Annotated in this window: 18 protein-coding genes; 1 reads left to right on the plus strand and 17 read right to left on the minus strand. The window is 32.7% G+C overall.

The features are described 5' to 3' along the window. From QZ260_RS00685 to cyoE, 10 genes are all read right to left on the minus strand, one after another. Positions 1–458: ABC transporter permease (locus tag QZ260_RS00685; protein ID WP_295981615.1), on the minus strand; the 458-nt coding region annotated here is incomplete at its 3' end. After that, on the minus strand, positions 451–1,152 hold the full coding sequence (locus QZ260_RS00690) for an ABC transporter ATP-binding protein (protein ID WP_295981617.1): 702 nt from the start codon (positions 1,150–1,152) through the stop codon (positions 451–453). The genes QZ260_RS00690 and QZ260_RS00685, both read right to left, overlap by 8 nt. 85 nt (positions 1,153–1,237) lie before the next feature. After that, complete coding sequence (locus QZ260_RS00695) at positions 1,238–1,459, minus strand: hypothetical protein (RefSeq protein WP_295981619.1); 222 nt, start codon at positions 1,457–1,459, stop codon at positions 1,238–1,240. 2 nt (positions 1,460–1,461) lie between these two features. After that, positions 1,462–1,995 carry a DUF420 domain-containing protein gene (locus tag QZ260_RS00700; protein WP_295981621.1) on the minus strand — a complete coding sequence of 178 codons (534 nt, stop codon included), beginning with the start codon at positions 1,993–1,995 and terminating at the stop codon, positions 1,462–1,464. Next, positions 1,988–2,731: an SCO family protein gene (locus QZ260_RS00705; RefSeq protein WP_295981624.1), complete on the minus strand. Its 744-nt coding sequence runs from the start codon at positions 2,729–2,731 to the stop codon at positions 1,988–1,990. Before QZ260_RS00705 ends, QZ260_RS00700 begins: the two co-directional genes overlap by 8 nt. Continuing rightward, positions 2,724–3,443 (minus strand): hypothetical protein, encoded by a 720-nt coding sequence (locus tag QZ260_RS00710; protein WP_295981626.1) that lies wholly within the window; start codon positions 3,441–3,443, stop codon positions 2,724–2,726. The genes QZ260_RS00705 and QZ260_RS00710 overlap by 8 nt, the downstream gene beginning before the upstream one ends. A gap of 85 nt (positions 3,444–3,528) precedes the next feature. Beyond that, the gene (locus QZ260_RS00715) at positions 3,529–3,909 is read right to left on the minus strand and encodes a cytochrome C oxidase subunit IV family protein (protein ID WP_271559185.1); all 381 of its coding nucleotides are present in this window, start codon (positions 3,907–3,909) and stop codon (positions 3,529–3,531) included. A gap of 56 nt (positions 3,910–3,965) precedes the next feature. Then, complete coding sequence (locus QZ260_RS00720) at positions 3,966–4,937, minus strand: cytochrome c oxidase subunit 3 (RefSeq protein ID WP_295981629.1); 972 nt, start codon at positions 4,935–4,937, stop codon at positions 3,966–3,968. A 138-nt stretch (positions 4,938–5,075) separates the two neighbouring features. Further along, positions 5,076–5,657, minus strand: a complete 582-nt coding sequence (locus QZ260_RS00725) for a cytochrome c oxidase subunit 3 (protein ID WP_295981631.1) — start codon at positions 5,655–5,657, stop codon at positions 5,076–5,078. Positions 5,658–5,660: 3 nt separating this feature from the next. Continuing rightward, the gene (gene cyoE / locus QZ260_RS00730) at positions 5,661–6,554 is read right to left on the minus strand and encodes a heme o synthase (RefSeq protein ID WP_295981633.1); all 894 of its coding nucleotides are present in this window, start codon (positions 6,552–6,554) and stop codon (positions 5,661–5,663) included. 148 nt (positions 6,555–6,702) lie between these two features. Between cyoE and QZ260_RS00735 the strand changes: the two genes are divergently transcribed. Next, positions 6,703–7,569, plus strand: a complete 867-nt coding sequence (locus QZ260_RS00735; protein ID WP_295981634.1) for an MBL fold metallo-hydrolase — start codon at positions 6,703–6,705, stop codon at positions 7,567–7,569. Between the two features lie 163 nt (positions 7,570–7,732). Here the strand turns inward: QZ260_RS00735 and QZ260_RS00740 are convergent, their stop codons facing one another. From QZ260_RS00740 to QZ260_RS00770, 7 genes are all read right to left on the minus strand, one after another. Further along, the gene (locus QZ260_RS00740; RefSeq protein ID WP_295981636.1) at positions 7,733–9,832 is read right to left on the minus strand and encodes a gliding motility protein RemB; all 2,100 of its coding nucleotides are present in this window, start codon (positions 9,830–9,832) and stop codon (positions 7,733–7,735) included. A gap of 374 nt (positions 9,833–10,206) precedes the next feature. Beyond that, entirely contained in the window at positions 10,207–10,926 is a 720-nt protein-coding gene (locus QZ260_RS00745) for an energy transducer TonB (RefSeq protein ID WP_295981638.1), read from the minus strand. A 60-nt stretch (positions 10,927–10,986) separates the two neighbouring features. After that, positions 10,987–11,364, minus strand: coding sequence for a VanZ family protein (locus QZ260_RS00750; protein ID WP_295981639.1), 378 nt, complete (start codon positions 11,362–11,364; stop codon positions 10,987–10,989). After that, the gene (gene gcvH, locus QZ260_RS00755; RefSeq protein ID WP_271559177.1) at positions 11,357–11,737 is read right to left on the minus strand and encodes a glycine cleavage system protein GcvH; all 381 of its coding nucleotides are present in this window, start codon (positions 11,735–11,737) and stop codon (positions 11,357–11,359) included. Before gcvH ends, QZ260_RS00750 begins: the two co-directional genes overlap by 8 nt. Positions 11,738–11,806: 69 nt before the next feature. After that, positions 11,807–19,060, minus strand: coding sequence for a cell surface protein SprA (gene sprA, locus QZ260_RS00760; protein WP_295981641.1), 7,254 nt, complete (start codon positions 19,058–19,060; stop codon positions 11,807–11,809). A gap of 66 nt (positions 19,061–19,126) precedes the next feature. Beyond that, the gene (ruvA, locus tag QZ260_RS00765) at positions 19,127–19,708 is read right to left on the minus strand and encodes a Holliday junction branch migration protein RuvA (protein WP_295981644.1); all 582 of its coding nucleotides are present in this window, start codon (positions 19,706–19,708) and stop codon (positions 19,127–19,129) included. A gap of 69 nt (positions 19,709–19,777) precedes the next feature. Beyond that, entirely contained in the window at positions 19,778–22,057 is a 2,280-nt protein-coding gene (locus tag QZ260_RS00770; protein WP_295981646.1) for an NADP-dependent malic enzyme, read from the minus strand. Positions 22,058–22,217: the final 160 nt, after the last annotated feature.

The raw sequence follows: 22,217 nt of genomic DNA on the forward strand, positions 1-22,217 counted from the left end.
TCTTTAGCTTTTACATCCTTCAAGCTAATAAATCGTCCATCTTTAATTTCAGCTTTTTCTATATATTGATAGTCAGGAGATACTCCTGATATTGTGTAACTTCCTTTTTCTTTTTTATAACTAACCTGATAACCTCTTGATGTTTTCGCTGAAATATACTCTATGTTATCACCAAATTCCTTTTCTAAATAGGCTAAATCTTTATTGCTAGGTCTAATCTGCCTTCCAATTTGTAGTCCTTTATATGGTTTTGATGTAGTTCCAAACCTTATAGTAATTGCGTTTTCAGCTGTTCTAATAAAGAACTTCTCAAACGTGTTTTCTAACCCATTAGCAATACCAAAAAGGATAGTAAATAACATAATGGCAAATGCTACCGTAAAACCAGAGAGTAGTGCTCTCGTTCTATTTTTATTTATACTTTGAAATATTTCGCGCCAAAGGTCTAAATCAAACATATTGTTCTGCTCGTACTTGAGTTACTTTTTTGTCTTCCATAATTACACCATCGCGAAGCCTTACGATACGTTTACACATATTAGCAATATCTTCTTCATGAGTAACCATTAAAATGGTTTTTCCTTCATCATTTAATTGCTGGATAAACTCCATAATCTCATAAGACGTCTTGGTATCTAAGGCCCCTGTAGGTTCATCAGCTAATAAAAGTTTCGGGTTTGCAGCTAGTGCTCTAGCAATAGCAACACGCTGGTTTTGACCACCAGAAAGTTCTTTTGGTAAATGATGTGCCCAATCCGTTAAACCTACTTTTTCTAAATGAAACATAGCTAACTCTTGACGCTCTTTACGTTTCATACCCTGATAATATAAAGGTAACGCCACATTTTCAAGAGCATTTTTGTAATTTATTAAATTGAAGGATTGGAAAATAAAACCTAAAAACTTATTTCTATAAACTGCGGCTTTTTTTTCGGTAAGATCTTTAATTGGAAGATCATCAAGAATATATTCACCTTCATCAGCCTCATCTAACATTCCAATAATATTGAGTAAAGTAGATTTTCCTGAACCTGAAGATCCCATTATGGCTACCATTTCACCGTCTTCAACATTAAGATCAATTCCTTTTAAAACATGTAAACTGGAATCTCCTATAGGGTAAGATTTGTGAAGTTGATGAATCTTTAACATGAGTTGTTCGGTTTAGTAAAGCGGCAACGCTTTTAGTTATACTAAGTACGTAAAGAAATGCAACAAAAGCTGTAGAAAAAAGTTTTTATTCTTTTTTTAACGTATTATATTTTCTATAAATAAAATAACCAATACCTGCAACCAGTATATAAGGTATAGCCATTAAATAAACGATACCATCGTTGATACCTTCTGCGGTTGTTAACCCTTCTTCACTCTCTAACACAGCACGACACATAGCGCATTGTGCATTAGTCTTGATAACAAAGAAAAGAGTTAAGAGAAAAAAGACTATTCTGGTTTTCATTTCTAAACGTAATAAGGTGATATCATAATAAACACTACAACTCCTGTTATAGCAACATATAGCCATAACGGAAAAGTGATTTTTGCTATTTTTTTATGCTTTTCAATATTATTAGTTATGGCCCTGACATAAGTGATTAACACAAATGGAATAACTATTATTGAAAGCAAAATATGGGTTATTAAAATAAAATAATACAAATATTTTATTACCCCTTCGCCTTCAAATTGAGTCGAATCACTAGTCATATGGTATGCAACATACATCACTAAAAAAACTACAGATAATATAATGGCGAACTTCATCAATCGTTCATGAAGTTTTATATTTTTTTTCCTGATTGCCATAAATGCAAGTATTAATACCAATGCCGTAACTGCATTTACACTAGCATAAATTGGTGGTAAGAAAACAGGCAGTTCCGCATCAATTTTAACTCCAAATAAAACGGCCACCACAACGGGTATTAAAATTGATAAAACAACTATTAATTTGTTGTATTTCTTTTCGTCTAATATTTCTTTTGATTTATTCATTTAGCAACTTTTTTATATCTTCTTTTAAGGCACTTATTTCTTCTAATTTACCATCTTCATCTGTTTGTTCTGATTCAGAGGTAATACCATTATAATAAATAATAGGGTTTCCATTTACAACTCTACATCTTATAAATCCATTTTTATCAATTAATGCGAAATTACCTGAATGCTCAAAACCACCTTCAACATCTGGATTTTCTGCAGCGTAAATATAAAACCCTTCGTTTGACAATTTATAAATAACCTCTTTATCTCCTGTCATTAAATGCCAATTGGGATTTGTTATTCCATATTTTTCTGCGTAAACTTTTAAAACTTCGGGAGTATCATAATCTGGATTAATGGTGAAAGATGCCACCCCAAAATCTTCGAAATCTTTAAATTCATTTTGAATTTGAATAAGATTTCTATTCATTCTTGGGCAAATCGTTGGGCATGATGTAAAAAAGAATTCTATTACATACACCTTACCTTCATAATCTTTATTAGTTATCGTTTTTCCGTGCTGATTAATAAAAGAAAAGTTTGGTACTTTGCGGTTTTCGCCATTATTCGAAATAAAAACTAAATCGGAGGTTTTAGAATTCAGATCTTTTTGTTGATCGCTTCGACCTGCTTGTCTTGAGATATCATTATTAGAAATTCTATCTACAATTCTTGGAACAAAAATGATTCCGAAAACAAGAATAATAAATGCTATTCCTATATATGAATAATTTGTTTTTTTACTCATTGCTTTCAGATTTTAAATCACTGGCTCTTCTAGTATCAGAATTAAATTCACCTTTTCGTTTTTGTCTGTACTCGGTAAACAAAATACGTAAATCGTCACTCATTTTATTTTTTATTTCTGACACTTCAATACAATCGTAGGAATACAAGCTGTAAACTGGCTTGTTTTTTTCTAATTCTTTATCTGTTCTATCATCTAATCGTCCGCGTTGATTCAAATCCTTATCGACTACAAAAACATGATCTGACGATAAGTTATCTTTTAAGTTCGCCTCCTTTTTCAAACTAAAAAATAATCGTTTAATATCATTTGGTTCACCAAATACAAAATTCCAAAATCGTAAATCTTGATACGAGCTTATTTCGCCTTTGAGTTTTTGAGCTTCAGCCTCAGTTCCCTTTGGCATTAAAATAACTATCTGAAATTTTTTAAATCCTTTAAATTTATCATAGACTAATTCTTTCAGGTTTAAAGCTGCAGTACTGTTTTTTACTGGATTATTCCCTAAAAAACCTAAAACTGTAATATGATCTTTTAAAAGGACTTTATCTTCTGCATTTGAAGTAAACTTATCTAAATCTAAAACAGAATTATTTACAATATCTAACGGTGCATAATTATGTGTAGCTGGGTATAGAAACAATAAAAAAGTTACAGGAAGAAAGAATAAAATTCCCAATACAACATATCGACTTACCTTTTTATAATCCATTAAATAATTGTTTTAACGCTATGCAAAAATAAAAAAAGGCGGTTTAAAAACCGCCTTTTTGTTTGTATTTAACTAATTTTAGTCGTTAAAAATCTTTTTTTATGTAACCATTATCATATACATCAAAAACATAACCGCCTTCTTGTAATAAGATAAATAATAAGTATAGAACAAGAAAAATAGCAGTCCAAACTACCATACGTTGTAAAGCCTTAGTTTCATCACGCATATGCATGAAATCCCAAGTAATATAATATGCTTTTACTATGGTTAAAATGATAAAGACCCAATTTAAGATTTTCATTCCTAAAAATTTAGCCATCATGCTTTCTGGTTTTACAATACCCAAAGCAACCTCAATTACAGTAACTATAGTTAAGAAAACTAAAACCCCCCAAATTTTTTGAGTATTGGATTTGAATTTTACTAACCCTCTAAATATTTCTAATTTATGCTCGTGTGCCATTTTAAATGCTTTTTTAGATCCCGATATCTATTGGGATGAAATATATTTTAATTCAATTAAACTAGGTAGAAGAATGTAAATACAAATACCCAAACTAAATCTACAAAGTGCCAATACAGCCCTACTTTTTCAACCATCTCGTAACTTCCGCGTCTTTCATATGTACCTAAAACAACATTAAAGAAAATAATGATATTTATTAAAACACCTGAAAATACGTGAAACCCGTGAAACCCTGTTATAAAGAAAAAGAAATCTGCGAATAATGGCGAACCATATTCATTTACATGAAGATTTGCTCCTTCAACATACAATTTACCATTCTTCATTACTTGATTTAGAGATTCAGCTCTTGATAAAACTGTTTTTTCACCTTCTTCATTTATAATTTGAGTTCGCACTAAAACATCTTTATTAGCTTGTAAACCATGAATTACTTCATCCATAGTATAAGCTGGAAGCGTTCCTTCATCAACAAACCATAATCCATTTTTACTTTGGTGCTGTGTTCGATCCTTATGTTCATCTGAAACTGCAAAATCTCTTACTGCAACGCGGTGTCCTTCAGCATCAACAAACTGTAAAATATTTCCACCTTTTGTTTGTATCGCGCCGTAATCTCCTTTTATAAAAGTATTCCATTCCCAAGCCTGAGACCCCACAAAAATTAAACCACCAATAATGGTTAAAAACATGTATATAGTCACTTTAGACTTATTCATTTGATGACCAGCATCAACAGCTAATACCATTGTTACAGACGACATAATAAGGACAAACGTCATAAATGCCACATAGTACATTGGTGCGTCTACACCATGTAAAAATGGAAAGTGAGTAAACACTTCATCTGCAATTGGCCATGAATCAATAAATTTAAATCTTGAAAATCCGTAGGCCGCTAAAAACCCTGAGAATGTTAAAGCATCTGATACGATGAAAAACCACATCATCATTTTACCGTAACTTGATTTCAGTGGTTCATTACCACCTCCCCAAGTTTTACCTTCTGCTACTGCTGTACTCATATTTAATGGTTGTTATTTAAAAGTTGCACAAAAATAATCATTTTATTTATCTAACGAAACATCAATAACTGAATTTTAAACACTCTAGATAAAGGGGTGTCTTTAATGCTTTGTAAGCCTATTGAAAATGACTATAAATCACCTTACAAAATATAAAAACAAAAAGAGATAAACCCACAGTATATCTATAAAATGCCAAAAAGTTACTGCCAAGTCGAAACCTAACATATTAGTCGGATTATACTTTTGTTTAAAATGATTATAAATAACCACCAACAAGCAAATTAACCCAACAACAACGTGTAAAATATGCACAATAGCTATCAAATAAATGTAAGACATCGTTACATTACTCGTAGGTCCTGTGAAATTATAACCTAAATCAATAATTCGTTGAAAGCCAGAAAACTGATTGAAAATAAAAACAACACCCAGAATTAATGTTGTAAACAACCAAAGTGATGTTGCTTTGTGGTTTCCGCTCTTTAAAGCACGTTTTGCTAAAATAAAGGTAAAACTACTAATAACTATTACTATTGTACTAACTATAAAAGCATTTGGCAACTGGAAATCTTTTAACCAATCTGGTCTCGAACTACTAACTACAAATGCACTTGTCCATCCAGCAAAGGACATAATTAAGGAAATAATCCCAAACCAAAGCATCATTTTTTTTGCTCTACTATTTTTTTCTCCTTGAGTACCTTGTGTTAAATCCATAATTTATCTGATAAATTTATCTACAACATAAATAATTTGCACTAAGGTGATGTAAAACACACTAACAAGCATTAATTGTTTTGCTGCTTTTTCAGTCATTTTCTTAAATAATCCTATGGCATAATACAACATCCACATGCCTGCCATAAAAACTAAAATCGCTGCAACAATAGATAGTTGCAACTTACCAGTAAAGCCAAACACTGGGATAATAGACACTAAAACTGTCCAAATAGTGTACATTATAATTTGAACTGCAGTGCCCTTGTCTTGCTTTCCTGTTGGCAACATATAAAAACCACCTTTTTTATAATCTTCATAAAGAAACCAACCAATAGCCCAAAAATGTGGAAATTGCCAAAAGAATTGCAATGCAAACAAGGTTCCAGGTTCAATACCAAAATCATCAGTAGCCGCAACCCAGCCTAACATAAACGGAATAGCACCAGGAATAGCGCCAACAAATACGGAAATAGGTGTTTTTGTTTTTAAAGGAGTATAGACACAAGTATAAATAAAAATAGATATCGCACCAAACATAGCCGTTTGCTTATTGATGGTGTATAAAATTATAATTCCTGCTAAAGTAAATATAGAAGCTATAACAAAAGCCGTATTCACAGACATTCGCCCCGCAGGGATAGGTCTGTTTTTAGTCCTATCCATTAAGGCATCCAAATCCTTTTCAATAATTTGATTAAAAGCATTTGAAGCTCCAACCATAAAGTAACCCCCTAAAGCTAATAAAACTAAAGTTTTATAATCTACCGTTTCAACACCTAATAAATAGCCAGCAAGCGAAGAAAATACAACGCTTAATGCTAATCGCATTTTTGTGATTTCCTTAAAATCTGAGATTACAGAAGGAGTTGCTAATGAAGATTTTGAATTACTCAATGTTGTATGTTCTTGACATCTTTTGTATTGCGAGTGCAAAGATACTCTATAAAAGCAATTTGAGCAATGCTTTAACGCTAAATTTAAAGAAGCCACCTCCGTTAAAAAATTGTATTTTTAGTGTGATTATAATTCCCAATTGCACTTTATGAAAACTTTAAACTACATTTTTTTAATATTTCTCATTGGGTCGATTACCTCAGCTTGTGCACAAAACAAAGAGGTAACTATCACAACCCATAAACTAACCGAAAATATTTATATGCTCGAAGGACAAGGCGGGAATATTGGAATTTCAGTTGGTAACGATGGTGTTTTTATGATTGATAGTCAATTTGCGCCCTTAACTCCAAAAATTTTCGAAGCTATTAAAAAACTAAGTACCAAACCCATTAAGTTTTTAGCGAATACACACCACCACGGAGATCATACAGGCGGTAACGAAAACATATCTAAACTAAACACACCCATCATTGCTCACGATAATGTGTATAAACGTGTAAAAAACAACCCAAAACAATCCGATGCGTCACTTCCAATACTTACTTTTAATGATAAACTAAGTCTTTATTTTAATGGCGAGCAAGTCATTATTTTTCATGTAGATAATGCCCATACCGATGGAGATGCGCTATTATATTTCACAAAAAGCAACGTATTACATACAGGCGACACCTATTTTAACGCACGCTACCCATACATCGATTTAAACTCTGGAGGTACCGTTACCGGATACATAGAAGCTGTAAAAAGTACCATGATTTTAATTGACGATAACACCAAAATAATCCCAGGTCATGGCGACATATCAAACAAAAAGGAATACACTGCGTTTTTAAACATGCTAGAAAGCTTGAAAAATAAAGTTGAGACCGAAATTAGTAATGGAAAAACGGAGAAAGCTGTTGTTTCCAATTCCAGCTTAACCAAAACCTATGACGATTTAAATTATGGCTGCTGTTTTATCTCTTCAGAAAAAATACGAAGAACCTTTTATCAAAGTTTAAAAAAGTAGTTGTTATTTATTTTTGGGCGTTACCACAAGGGTCGGACTTTCCGTTACAATATTTTTGTCCGTGCCTTACAAAAAGGATTTTCTCTGCAATCCCTAACGCGAGCCCTATTGAATATTAGAAATTTAATTTTAAAAATCTCCTCCTGCTTAGAAATAACAAAGTCTAGTTGTCAAAATACCAATTAAACAAATCGGTTCTAACTCCAAAATTAAACCAAACGGTGTTGTTTTTAAATGTTGACGTCGTTATGGCTTCAGGATTAAAATTTCTAACCGTAATATCAGTAAACACCTTTAAATTAGTAGCAGGATTGATCAAATAACCCGCTTGTAAATTACCGTTAAAGGTTATTGTTTTTATACCTTGACCAACTTCAACACCTGTATCAAAAGGTCTGTCGTTATAATTTCTATAAATGTCAGCGCCATAACTAAAATTATCAGCACCATTATTAAAATCTAATCCACGAGTACCAAAAATTAATTTAGCATCACCGAACCAGCGTTTGTAACGGTAACGACCAATTATAATGGCCTCACTAAAGTTGGCACCCCATAAATGTGCCATAGATTGGTTGTTGTGCGCATAGTTTAATACAATGGTATTGTGTGAATACGTGTATGGCCTTACGCGATTATATTCAAATTGTAATAATAAATTATCAACTTTAAACGCATTATAATATTTCACACCTAACTGATAACCGAATTTGTTTTTCCAGCTTTTTTCTCCACCTTTAACATCACTTAACGAAAATTCATCTAAGATAAACTGACCATAAACGTTCACATTATCATTCCATTTATACTTCGCTGAAGCTCCCATCAGAGCATTACCAGCTCCTTGTCCTGTTTCAAATTCAATAGCCCTATAAAAAATAACAGGGTTTAAGTAGTTTACATCAAACCCTCTATCGTTAGAATTAGTCCATAACACAGATTCAAATAAACCTATATTTAAACGTTTTGACACATTCCAACTTAGATAATGATTCGCAATATATTTAGTCAAAAAAGATTTATCCTCTTCTACTTCTGGGCGAACATCCTTTAACCACATCCAAGTGTTAGTATATTTTATTTTCCAGAATTTAGTATTCAATTTTAAAAACGGATGCGGACTCGCAACATCACTTAACAGCAACGAACGGTACCCATCACCAATAAAATTTTTACCATGTCCAAATTGAATATTTACATATTTTGCTGGTGTAAAAGATAAATAGGCTTCAGCTACTGGATAATCATAAGAATCCGTTTTAAAACGTTTTGCAATACCTCGACCAGGAATAATGGCTGGATCTGGTCCAAATGCTTTTAAACTTTCAGAATACCTATTTACATAATCTGCAAATCGTCCTTGACTTTCAAAAACAGAAGCATAAAAATTTAATTTACTGCCCAAACCTCCTTGTACTAAAAATCCTCTGGTATTATTATATGTTGAACTAAATTCAGCATCAGTATCTTTACCTACTTGTAAATCTAATATAGGATCGACGGTAAACCAGTAATCTTCGCCTTGTAACTGCACTAAATGTTCATTCCACAATTTCTTTCCTGCCCAACTCTCGGTTTCTTTTTTTAATCGTTCTTGTTCCCCTTCAAAATCATAATATTTTGAAACCTCTTCATAAACAAAAGGTTTAGATGCCGTATGGCTATTCGTACCAATAAGATTCATTTGTCTATCAAACCTAGCATAGTCACTATGCGTAAATTGAATGTTTAACTGACTTTTAAAAATTTTATTTTCAAAAGCTTTTAGTGCTTTATCAATACCGTCAAACTCTTGCTTAGCAGATTCTTCTAACTTAGAAAGTTCTTTTTCTTTAGTTAAATCTTCAGTATCCACAACTTGATCTGTTAATGGTATTTTAATAGAAATAGAATATTGTTTGAATGTTTTTCTGCCGTTATAAGTTGCTGGTTTTGTCTTAGGGAAATCAGAAAAAACACGTTTAGCTTCTTCTTTTAATTCATTAAACAAAGCGTCTGTATAAATCACTCGAAACTGACCCGTAGTATCCACCTCAAAAATCACAACAACTTCGCCTTTGTAATTTTCTTTTGTAACACGCTCTGGAACTTTAAAATTATTGTAAATATTATCATAAACATGTTTATCAAAACATGCCTGTAAAGAATCAATAGCTACACTTTCGCAATTAGGAAAAACTGGTGGCTTTTCAGATAATAAAGCATTTTGTGAATAGGAATTATATTGAACTAAAAGTAGGAGTAGTGCAATGAATTGCTTCATGTTTTCTTGTTAAGAATTAATTTAGGCTAGAAAGATACTATATTTTTAGATTCTAGTCATACTTATACTATGATAAGAACGTCAATAACCAAAGGTTACCAGACAAGAACCTGAAGTAAATTTAGACTAGGAAAAACCAATATCACATAAGTGATAACGATTTTAAGAGCATGAAATTATAAATAGCTCTTATTAACGAACCTGAAATACTACAAGAAGATTCTAAAGTACACCTATATCCTTGTTGTTGTATCTTAGTGATATCATTTCACGACTAAAATTAATAACAGTTGTTCTTTCCTAAAGGATGAAAAACAAAAAACCTCGAAGACTAGCTTCGAGGTTTTAATGTATATAAATATGGATATTTATTCCTAATCTTGAACTTGGAATATAATTGGTAATGAATATGGAACGTTCACTGGTTTACCTCTTTGTTTTCCTGGTTTCATTTTAGGCAATAAACCAATAACTCTTTTAGCTTCTTTTTCTAACCCTGGATGTGGAGCTCTAGCACGAATGCCAACAACATTACCAGTTCTATCAATTTTAAAAATAACGTTTATACGTTGTCTTCCTGACAAACCTAAATCACCAGCCAAATCAGTATTAAATTTTTTATTTACAAATTGTGATATTTTTTTAGACATACAATCTCTTTTTGCAGCGTTATTTCCTTTCTCACAACCTGGAAAAACTGGTACATTTTCAATTACAGAAAATGGTACATCAATATCTTCATCTACCTCTTCTAATTCAATCTCTTCAACTTCTACAATTTCTGTTTCTTGATCAACTTCAGTAGACTCAATAACCGTTTCCTCTACCTCCTCTTCATCTTCAACAATCTCTATTACTTCTGGCGCTGCCGGTGGTGGTGGTGGTGGTGGTGGTGTTTGAATTTGTTCTGTAATTGGAATTTCTTCATCATCTAACTCATCTAGATTTAATTGTCCGATGTCTATAGCAGATTTGTCGTATGTTTTGTAATTAATGGCATAGTTTGTTATGAATAACATTGCTGCTAATCCAATTGCGAAGTAAAGTGAACTGTTACGTCCAACATTTGCTTTGGTATTTTTTTTAGATTCCATAATTTAAATCGTTTATCAAGATTGCTAAAATAACTATTTATTTGTCAAAAAAACAAGTGTTTAAGATTTTTTAACGTACAAACTATTTTTAATTTCTATTATCATTGCTGCAAATAATGCCCCTAAAGTATTAGCAAAAGCGTCATATATATCTAAAGCTCTTGAGGATGTCATAGTATCTTGTAGAACCTCAATAACTGTACCAAATAATATAGCTAAAACCACAGCATAAACTATTGATTTTCCTTTTTTCAAACTAAAGGCATAAAAAAAAGCCAAATACCATAAAACAGTAAAAAGGCTATATGCTAAGAAATGAAATATTTTATCAGCAAAAGAAATCTGGACATTCGGGAGGTCTTTTAATGTGATTAAACTGACTGTACCTAATGCAACTGAATATCCTAGAGCTGCTAAAAGGGTTGCTTTTTTAAGCACCTATAAGTGATTTATAATCGTCTGCAGACATGAGTTTATCAACTTGTGATAAATCTGAACACTTGACTTTTATCATCCATCCAGCATTATATGGATCTGAATTTACAACTTCAGGCTCATCTTCTAAACCTTCATTAAACTCAATAATTTCCCCTGATAATGGCAAAAACAAATCAGATACTGTTTTAACAGCTTCAACGGTTCCAAAAACCTCATCTACCTCTAAAGTTTCATCTAAGGTTTCTACTTCAACATAGACGATATCTCCTAATTCGCTTTGTGCAAAATCAGTAATTCCAATGGTAGCAATATCACCATCTAATTTAATCCATTCGTGGTCTTTAGTATATTTTAATTCTGATGGAATGTTCATTTTATGATTTTAAATGTGTTTATTCAACAAATGTATTTATTCAAATCTTAAATCCAAATATATAACTTATTAATTACCAAAATTATATCTGATAGTAAAACCAGACCTTATTGTTGTTTGCGGAAAAGCCGTTGAAATTGCATAGTCTGAGAACGTATAATCAAAATAAAAAATCCCAGTTAAGTTTTTGCTAAACGCATAATCTGCTGAATATTTTAATCCCCAAATGGTTTGCCCAGATGTAATTTGATTATTTTCTAAGTCTAAATACCTAATAATTGTTTTGTTGTCTCTTACAGAAATATCTGCTTTCATATTTAAATCGCTAACAATACGCTTTTTTGGTCCTGCTAATTTAGAGCGAATACTTAAATCTTTAATTCTGTATCCTAATCCTAGTATATATTCATTTCCTTGAACTTCAGTGACTAAATTATTATCAAAACTCAATGATAACATTCTATCTTTTTTGATTTCTGCTAGAATTCTAACAGAGTTTTTCATTTCCATATCTATTCTAACTAACGGACTAAATAATTCTGTTAAATTGATATTACTGAATAGTTGTTCATTCTTAAAATTACCTGATTGATCTTTCCCTTCATCTGGCTGACTTGGATCAGAATAAGGAATTCCAGGAACGGGTGCTTCATTATCATCAGAATCTAAATTCAAATTCAAATTAGTATTAAACTGATTAATGGTATATGCTGAACGATAGCCATGGGTTACAGAAAACCGCTTAAATCGTTTTTTAAACCACTTAAACTTCATGAAACCTGTGTATTTTAAATCCCAGTTTGGTATTGGAACATCTCTAAAAGCACTGGTTGTTATTTTGTTGGCATCTTGCCCAGAATAAGCGGCTAAAAATGCTGGCAATAAGACCTTTTGGTTATTTTTTCCAAAACCTTCAGGATACCCTTCTACATCTCTGGTGTACCCATCAGTTCCATAGAATTTTTCAGCCAACCTTTCTGCAATTTTTAATCTGTTTGCTCTAAAATCATCAAAAGCAGGAGCGTTTATTTCATCACTTTTACCAAATGCTGTTTTAATTAAAATCGTTGAAATATTAAAATTACCAAAAGTATTAGGTGTTAACGGATTGTAGACTCCATTTTCCACTCTATAATTCTCAGTAAAATTTTGATAATATGCCCTATTCGCAACGACATCTATTTTTAAATCTCGAACCGGTTGTAGACTTGCAGAAATATCCAATTGTTTCGTGTTTGTGGCTGTGTACTGTTGGTTAAACTCATCGAATGTTGTTAACCAGCCGCGTCTTGCAGCTAAGTATCTAACATCGCTTTGACTCCCAAATGTAAAGCCTACTGTTGGCTTTAACGTACCGATAAACCCTGGAGTATTGGTATAACCAGGTAAGAACGTTCCATTATTTTCAGAATAGTTTACTTGAATTCTTTTAATACTTGTTAAAATATCAACACCTGCATTTAATAGTTTTGTAACGGATTGATTTTTTGGTTTTTTAATTGTCTTTTTAGAGTTGTCTTGTTTCGTTCCAGGAGGTGCACCACCGGGTGTAGCCCTTGTTCTTACTCTTCTAATTGGCTTTTTAACCAAACCTATATACTTATAAAAACGTTTCATATCTAACGACATGTTAATATTATGAACGTTTGAATTTTGAACGGTATTCCCTAAATCATAAGTTTCACCATTGACCTCTAAGTTTCCAAATAAATCAGAACCTTTTTGCCACTGAAAACTACCTGTATATTGGTATGTTGCATCAATAAAACTAAATGTTGGTATTTTATTAAGTGGTAATTGATAGGTAATCCCAAGGTTTTGAGTTTGCCTATTTGGATCGCCTACATCTAATAGACCATCCCAAACATCTAAATCTTGATCTTGTTCTCCTGCAATTAAATCATTGTCTTTAAAATAATTACGAACAATATTGTTGTTGGCTGCAGTAAAGTTAAATTGTAATGAATTAGTTAAATTATAATTAATAGCATATTGAAAATCGAAGGTGTAATTTCTTCTAAATAATTCTTCAATACCAATATTACCACTATCCGCAGTTAAATCTATTTCTCTAAACTTTTGTTTATTAAACTGCCTGTTTACATCTGTATTGATTGTAAAACTTGTTGGCAATAAATTGAAATTAAAATCTTTCAAAATCTTCCAGTATTTACCAGTGAAAAGTGAGTCGTTCTTCTTGAACGGTTCAATGGTAACAGGATTAAAATTATGTGCATAATTAGCACCTATACGCAGTGTTTTGTTAACTGAATTTTCTATTTCAAAATCTCTATGCTCAACTTTATTGTATGAATAATTAAATGTGACGTTTTCAACATCATAAAAACGAGGTTTTTTATCGGTTGTTCTATTTTTTCTAACGCCTATAAAATTAATGCTTTGTCGTTTTGTATAATCTTCAGATTGTTGTTTTATTTCTTCTCTTTCAGCATTACTATCTGCTGCATCTAATCTAGAGTCTAAAGTTAGATCTTTATAAAACTGATCGTACTTTGGTGTAATGAGCTCTTCACTTTGCGCATAATTAAATGGTACTTGAATTCCCCACTTTTTTGGTAGTAATTGACCAACATTAATGTTGGTAACGACATCATATTGCTTTACATCTTCCAAACTACGTTGACTAGGACCTTGTTCTAAAGAGCCAAAACCAGAAGTGCTTTGTCTTCCTGTTGCACTTATGTTTGCAAAATCTGCAATATTAGTATCCAAACTTACAACAGCCGCCCAACCACCTTCATTATCCAGCTCTGACAAGCGTAATTCATTAAACCATACTTCGGCGCAAAGGTCATTGTCTCCTGAAGCATTTTTAATCCCAACCATAAGCGTTCTTACATCACCAAAATTAGGATTTCCTTTAATCCCAACTCGATGTTGACCTACAGTATACCCTCCAAATGGATTAGAAACTGGTACTATTTCACCATTTACAACATCATAGAATGTAGGGTCTTCATCACCTAAAGTCATATCTGAAATACCTTGAGCTTTAATTTTTCCTAAAATTTCAATTGGTAAATTAATCTCATTGGCTGTTGGCCATAAGCCTTCTCTACTAGTAGATGTAGACACCTGTAAAGGAATCTCTATTTGATAGTAGTTTTCGGTAAGGTCATTACCCATTCTAATAAAACCAACTAAATCATCACTAGCTAAATCTCCTGTTCCAGACTCACCATCTTCGGCATGCATAAACATTCTCATACGCTTGTACTGGCGCATATCAATATTTATATTTTTAAATACACCTCTTGAATCTTCAGTTTCTAGGTCACACGCCTTAACAACTAAGGATTGTTCATTTTGACGCACAACCGTATTATTATTAAATAACTGTTCTGGCTCAATTCCTGGAGGTCTTTGATAACTTCCTTCGTTTTCAAGAGTACCAATTACACCTACAGAAAATTCGGTTTGCGGATCCTCTGGCGTCGGGTCATTCTTATCTAAAGCTTGTGTATAGCGTCTCCAATCGCTTCTAACTAAATCTAAAGTTCCAAAACGGAACACTGTTGCTTCTTGAAAATCTTTTAGATAGACTCTTGTAAACCTTACCGAACGCAAATCATTTATACCCCCAACTGCTTTAACATGGCTTCCTTGAACAGGAACCCTGAATTGGTACCATCTTACATTTCGTGAATCTCCGTTAGGTAATGAACGTGGTCTGTCTTTAAAGTCTCTTAAAAATTCTTTTAAAGGGTTTGAATCTGGAAGATTATCAAAATCAGCTTGTGATTGCGGCAAATTTTGTCTTGTAAGATCTAATTCATATTCGAAGTAACTATCAATCGTATTCATGGTGTTATCACGATTAATATCCTCTACATCGGGTTGAGTATTAGCACCTCTATCAGTATTAGTGAATGTATCCGGAGTATTTCCTTGCACTCCGTTATATTTTTTATATCGTTCAAAAACATCTCCTTCAGCATTTAAAAAGTATGCGTAATTATCCTTTGCTGGATCATCACCAAATTGACTTCCAAAAACATCTATTTCGTTAGCGTCATCGTAACCATCATAACCAACATCTTGATTGTTTCTCTCATCTCCTGTTGTATCAAAAGCATAAATTAATGATTGATTTTGAGGCACTATGGTTCCCCAACTTGTTGGTTGTTGTCTTAATATAGAAACATCACCATCATCTGGCAATCCGTTCTCATAAAGTTTTTTACCATCTTTTATAATATCTTCAGAAATATTACCTAAGTTAAAAACTAACTTTCCTCCGGGATTTGTTGGGCTGTCTTGAAATGGATCTTGTAACCAAAAATCAATATACTCCACATTTTGCTGTTCAAAATCTGTAGAAGTAATTTGTCTTGTTATACCTGCCCAACTATCAATTGGATTATCTAATTCATCATCTTCAGAACCTGGCTCAAAATTATAAGGCCCTCTTTCTTCTGGATAATAGGCTAAATCCAATGTAAATAATACCGAGTTTTGCCCTTGTACTAAATCTCTTTCCGGAAACAATTCATTAATAAAAACGCGACTTGTATATAAATTAGAAACATCGTCGTCAGATATTTCACCAGGTCGTTGACTACTATAAAAAATAGGGTCAATAGTGTACCAGTTTAAAAGCCCTCTACCATAACCATTTTGAATGCCTGCTTCATCTTCTAGCTCATCCGGATTACCATTACCATTTATATCTAAAGGTCTACTAGATAAAAACCACGACTGTTGCGATTTTAAGTCGATACCGTTTTGCGACCCTTCAAAATCGTCAATATATGATGTGGCTTCACCATTAAAATTAGTACCTTTTGGAGCACCTGGAGCCAAATAAGCAAATTCACCACGAAGTGATAAATTAGATTCTACATCAGTATCAATATTTGGTAATTTGTTTGCTAATCGCGTTAAGAAAGGTACTTTGGTAGAATAATTTCCATTTAATCCGAAAATGGTATTATTTATAGATTCATTACCAAAATTTGCTTTTTGTGTAATAGGCCGTTCGTTAAGGTTTAATAAGGTTCCACCTAAAACAAAATTTTCATTGAATTTATGCTCTACATTTAACCCTGTAAAACGCCTAGTTTGCTGCCCAAAAACAGCATTGTTTTCTGTTGAAACCTGAATTGGTGTATTTGATGCTTTTAAAGATTCATCTAAAATTTGAACACGTCCTAATTGATAATTTACAGTGTAGTCAATACCTTCAACTAACACACGACCACCAGCAGTAACCCTAACAGAACCTCGAGGCACATTAAATGAACCAATTGGAATACCATCACCACCGCCAGAAGACTTATAACGCCCCTTAAGTTTGAATTTATTTTTTTCAACCTCGTCTAAAGCTGCTGTTTTTGTGCTTTTATAAAGAATGTCATAAACATATTTTCTCTGGTCATCATTATATAACGAATTGTCATTATTGTATTCACCACCACCTAATACATTAAATAAATATTCACCAAAAGGTTCAACACTAGTAAATACAATCTTTCCATTTTGAGGAATTACCGTTATTCTTGGAACATAATCAAAAAAACCATCTCCCCTAGATTGTGGATCATTATTAAAATTCAATTTATCTAGATTGAAAACACGCAATAAAGGTGAGTTTTCAATAAGATCGTCACTTGGTGTACTCCCGTTAACTGGGTTTCCATTAATATCCAAATCAAAATTAGCTCCAACTGGTGAAATAAAGTTTAATGGAGATGCTTCGTTGTAGAAAATGTTTAAGGTAAAATCGTCTTGACTTAAATTATAAGCCCCTGTATCATAGACATTTTTCATCATCAAATCCCAAACAGGTTGATTTACATTAGTAATACTACTCTTCAGCATTTTTAAAACTAGGGCTGTATTAACTACAGAAGTCACTTGTCCTTGGGCATTTGTATCAACATCAGTGGCATCAAGACCATCATTAGCAAATTCACCTACTTGATACACTTGACCTCCCACAGTATACTGATATGCAACAGCTAATACTTCATCATTATTTAATCGTTGATTTAATGAAATATACCCTAACTCTGTGTTTAAATTATATTCTTGCCCATTGATTAATTTTCTAGCATTTTCAAGTTTGGCATAATCTCCACCTTCATTAACTTGATTATTTAAAGACCCAAAACCTTGATCTGCAGTGGAGATATCTCTTATTTGCTCAGTTAGAATTGAACCCGAACCTATAGCAATTGGATCAAAATCGTTATTTCCGTTATCAGGAAATGTACTGGTTGTATTTATGAATCCTCCTGGTATAGGATCTAATAATAAGTTATCATTTTCAGGCTGTGTAGAACTATAGAATGATTCTCCTAAATCTTGAAGCGCAACAATGTTTCTAACATTTTCGGTTCTATTACTTCTATTGGTAACCCAAACTTCTAATCGTGTTATTTGTAAACCTTTATTATTGATGAATGGATAATTTGCCAACGCATTATCATATTCATCTCTAAAATATTGTGCTAAAAAGAAATGCCTATTTTCATCGTACTCTCTAATAAAAAAATCAAATTCTTCAAGTGTACCACCACCTTGTGCAATAACCGTATTAGCTTGAGATTTTTGTTCTGAAAATACTCCCGTTACAGTAGTTTTTCCAAATTGAAGTTGTGCTTTTACACCAAATAAACTTTGTGCCCCTGTAATTAAAGAACTATTCAAAGGCATGCTCACATTACCAACTTCTATTTTTTGAATAATATCATCTTCGGTTGGTGTATATTCTAATTTTATGAGTTGCTGAAAATCAAAAGTAGATTGTGTGTCATAATTAGCCGTAACCTGAAGTCTTGTGCCAACTTTACCTAGCAAACTTAAACTAATACGCTGATCAAAATCAAATGTGAAATTACTTCTATTTCTTGGTGAAAAAGATGGATTATCTTGTTTTGAAAACAGCATCCCTAAATCCATTTCAACAGATCCTTGTGGAACAACTTCGATGGTATTACTTCCAAAAATACTTTCAAAGAAACCAGAGTCTACATAAAATTCTGGAAGTAAATTTTTACGCTCGTCTTCAGAACCCTCTTTTTTCCCATCAAACGCATCAATTTTATCTTTATAATAACGTCGCAAATTTTCTTTAGCAACTAAAGCATAGTATTCTTTGGGTGATAGAATGATAGGATAGTTTATATTAAATTCTCCTATTTTCTCGGTATAAATGTAACGATCCGTTAGTGGGTCGTACGTATATTTAGACTCTACACTATTAGGATTTGGTATTTTAATATTACCCAAACTAAATCCTGTTTTTACGGAATCTTGTGCAGGTTGCTGAGACCAACCTACTAACGAATAGCATAGCACAAAGACTATTAGGAGAGATTGTTTCGTTAAGTTGTAAATTTTATGGTTAGTTCGGTTCAAAATATATTATAAATTTTTTAAGGCCTGTTTTATGATAGTTTCAACATCAGCATCAGGTTGAGTTACCATAATTTTATCCACAACACGTTCTGCCTGTTTTTTCAAAAAACCAAGCACTTCTAAAGCAGATAACGCTTCATCTTTGTTCGTATTGCCTCCAGAAACAGAAACTTCATCAATATCGTAAATCTTTAAGATTTTATCTTTTAAATCCAAAATAACACGTTGTGCCGTTTTGGCTCCAATTCCTTTAATAGACTGAATTAAAACGACATCTCCAGTGGCAATCCCTTCTCTTATTTGTTTTGGAGTTAAAGATGATAACATAGTTCTTGCAATACTTGCACCTATACCACTAACAGAAATTAATAATCTGAAAATTTCTCGTTCTGCTAAAGATGAAAAACCATATAAAGTATGAGAATCTTCTTTAACTTGAAGATGAGTAAATAACTTTAACTGTTCCTTGTCAGAAATTTGAGAATAGGTATGCAGAGAAATATTAAGCATATAGCCCACACCGTTGCAATCAATAACAACATGTGTTGGGTTTTTTTCAGAAAGTTTTCCTTGAATATGTGTTATCATTTAGAGCAATTTGTTAAACAACCAAATGTAATAAAATTATTCACATTTCATTTACTTACCCTCAGCATTTTATAATTCCCATTTTTCTTTGTGTTGTGCATCTATAACAGCAATGGCACTCATATTTACAATTTCGTCGACACTTGCACCCAATTGTAAAATATGAACCGGTTTTCTCATCCCCATCATAATAGGTCCTATGGAATCCGCTTCATTAAGTTCTTTCAGAAGTTTATAAGTAATATTTGCTGAATCTAAATTTGGAAAAATAAGTGCGTTTACCTTTTTACCAACTAATTTAGAAAAAGGAAATCGTTCGCGAAGCATCTCGTCATTCAAAGCAAAATCTGTTTGTAACTCACCATCAACATCCATATCTGGGTGACGCCGGTGAAGAATAGATACCGCTTCTCTTATTTTTGATGCTTTTTCGTGTTCTGAGGAACCAAAATTAGAATAAGAAACCATAGCTAACACTGGTTTCAAACCAAACATTTTAATAACGTTGGAAGTCATTTGCGTAATCTTCGCTAAACTTTTTGCATCAGGATCAATATTTATAGACGTATCACTTAAAAATAACGGCCCTCTTTTAGTCATCATTAAGTTAGTCGTAGCCACTTTAGAAACACCATTTGCCATTCCAATTAGCTCTAACATAGGTTTTACAACCGTTGGATAATTACGAGAATAACCAGAAATCAAAGCATCTGCATCTCCTTCATTAACCATCATAGCAGCAAAGTAATTACGCTCTCTCATTAATCGTTGTGCAGAATAATATGTTACACCTCTGCGTTTACGCTGCTCCCAATATACTTTGGCATATTTGTTTTTCCTGTCGTTTTCTTCTTCTTCTTTAGGATCTATAATAAGGATATCAGCATCAAACTCAATTTCTGCCATAAGTATTTTTATAGTCTCTTTTCTTCCTAAAAGAATGGGAATTGCAATACCTTCTTCATGTACTATTTGAGCTGCTTTTAAAACATCAAGCTGATCTGCCTCAGCAAAAACAACACGCTTCGGATTGAGCTTAGCCCTATTTAACAATAATCTAACTAATTTATTATCAGACCCTAAGCGCTCACGCAAAGTGTCTTCATATTTTTCCCAATCTGTAATCGGGTGTTTTGCAACTCCACTTTCAATAGCCGCTTTAGCAACAGCTGGAGGAACTTCTGCAATCAAACGCGGATCAAAAGGTTTTGGAATAATATAATTTTTACCAAATGTTAAGCGTGTTTCGCCATAAGCAATGTTAACCTGTTCTGGAACAGGTTCTTTTGCTAATCTAGCTAAGGCTCTAACTGCAGCCATTTTCATAGCTTCGTTAATTTTGGTTGCACGCACATCCAAAGCTCCTCTAAAAATAAATGGAAATCCAAGTACGTTATTTACTTGGTTAGGATGGTCGCTACGACCAGTTGCCATAATAATATCCTTTCGGGTAGCAACTGCAATATCATATTTTATTTCAGGATTTGGATTAGCCATAGCAAAAACTATTGGGTTTTTAGCCATAACCAAAAGCATATCTGGTGTTACTATATCTGCCATAGAAAGCCCAATAAATACATCGGCATCTTTCATGGCTTCATCTAGTGTATCTATCTTTCTATCAGTCGCAAATTCAGCTTTTTCTGGAGTTAAACTCTCTCTATCATCTCTAATAACACCTTTACTGTCCAACATGACCATATTTTCACGTTTCGCCCCACAGGCTTGATATAAACGTGAACATGAAATGGCGGCTGCTCCTGCACCACTTATAACTATTTTTACATCGCTAAGTTTCTTTTCAGCAAGTTCTACTGCATTTAATAAGGCTGCTGACGAAATAATAGCTGTACCATGTTGGTCGTCGTGCATTACTGGAATATCCAACTCTTCCTTTAAACGTTTTTCAATTTCAAAAGCTTCAGGAGCTTTAATATCCTCTAGATTAATCCCACCAAAAGTAGGTGCTATCATTTTTACTGTTTGAATAAATTCTTCAACATTTTCTGTATCGACTTCAATATCAAAAACATCAATGTCCGCAAAAATCTTGAATAACAAACCTTTACCTTCCATAACAGGTTTTGAAGCTTCAGGACCAATATTTCCTAAACCTAAAACAGCAGTTCCATTAGAAATTACAGCTACTAGATTACCTTTAGCAGTATATTTATAGGCCGCATCTTTATCTTTTTCAATTTCTATACAAGGCGCAGCAACACCGGGAGAGTATGCTAAAGACAAATCTCTTTGACTAGCATATTTTTTGGTTGGAACAACTTTTATTTTACCAGGAGTTGGTTTTGCGTGATATATAAGGGCCTCTCTTCGTTTGCTTTCTTCACTCATAAAAATGGATAATTAAGTAAACGTAAAAATATAATAATCCTTTTAAGGAATCCCTCTAATCTTTTAAAAAATTGATCTTTCTTTTTAATTCGGAAAACTTCGTTCCTTTTACTGCAGGTTTTAAATATTTTCTTAAAAGTATCTTCAGTAACTTCTTCCC

Origin of the sequence: uncultured Algibacter sp. (assembly GCF_905480415.1) — a bacterium.
In the GTDB taxonomy this organism is placed as follows: Bacteria; Bacteroidota; Bacteroidia; order Flavobacteriales; family Flavobacteriaceae; genus Algibacter_B.

Bases quoted from the DNA above. Each gene is read 5' to 3' on its own strand.
- QZ260_RS00720 (WP_295981629.1), bottom strand. From the start codon at position 4,937: ATGAGTACAGCAGTAGCAGAAGGTAAAACTTGGGGAGGTGGTAATGAA.
- QZ260_RS00740 (WP_295981636.1), bottom strand. From the start codon at position 9,832: ATGAAGCAATTCATTGCACTACTCCTACTTTTAGTTCAATATAATTCC.
- QZ260_RS00715 (WP_271559185.1), bottom strand. From the start codon at position 3,909: ATGGCACACGAGCATAAATTAGAAATATTTAGAGGGTTAGTAAAATTC.
- QZ260_RS00690 (WP_295981617.1), bottom strand. From the start codon at position 1,152: ATGTTAAAGATTCATCAACTTCACAAATCTTACCCTATAGGAGATTCC.
- QZ260_RS00710 (WP_295981626.1), bottom strand. From the start codon at position 3,443: ATGGATTATAAAAAGGTAAGTCGATATGTTGTATTGGGAATTTTATTC.
- QZ260_RS00770 (WP_295981646.1), bottom strand. From the start codon at position 22,057: ATGAGTGAAGAAAGCAAACGAAGAGAGGCCCTTATATATCACGCAAAA.
- ruvA (WP_295981644.1), bottom strand. From the start codon at position 19,708: ATGATAACACATATTCAAGGAAAACTTTCTGAAAAAAACCCAACACAT.
- gcvH (WP_271559177.1), bottom strand. From the start codon at position 11,737: ATGAACATTCCATCAGAATTAAAATATACTAAAGACCACGAATGGATT.
- QZ260_RS00745 (WP_295981638.1), bottom strand. From the start codon at position 10,926: ATGGAATCTAAAAAAAATACCAAAGCAAATGTTGGACGTAACAGTTCA.
- QZ260_RS00725 (WP_295981631.1), bottom strand. From the start codon at position 5,657: ATGGATTTAACACAAGGTACTCAAGGAGAAAAAAATAGTAGAGCAAAA.
- QZ260_RS00700 (WP_295981621.1), bottom strand. From the start codon at position 1,995: ATGAATAAATCAAAAGAAATATTAGACGAAAAGAAATACAACAAATTA.
- QZ260_RS00735 (WP_295981634.1), top strand. From the start codon at position 6,703: ATGAAAACTTTAAACTACATTTTTTTAATATTTCTCATTGGGTCGATT.
- QZ260_RS00705 (WP_295981624.1), bottom strand. From the start codon at position 2,731: ATGAGTAAAAAAACAAATTATTCATATATAGGAATAGCATTTATTATT.
- QZ260_RS00695 (WP_295981619.1), bottom strand. From the start codon at position 1,459: ATGAAAACCAGAATAGTCTTTTTTCTCTTAACTCTTTTCTTTGTTATC.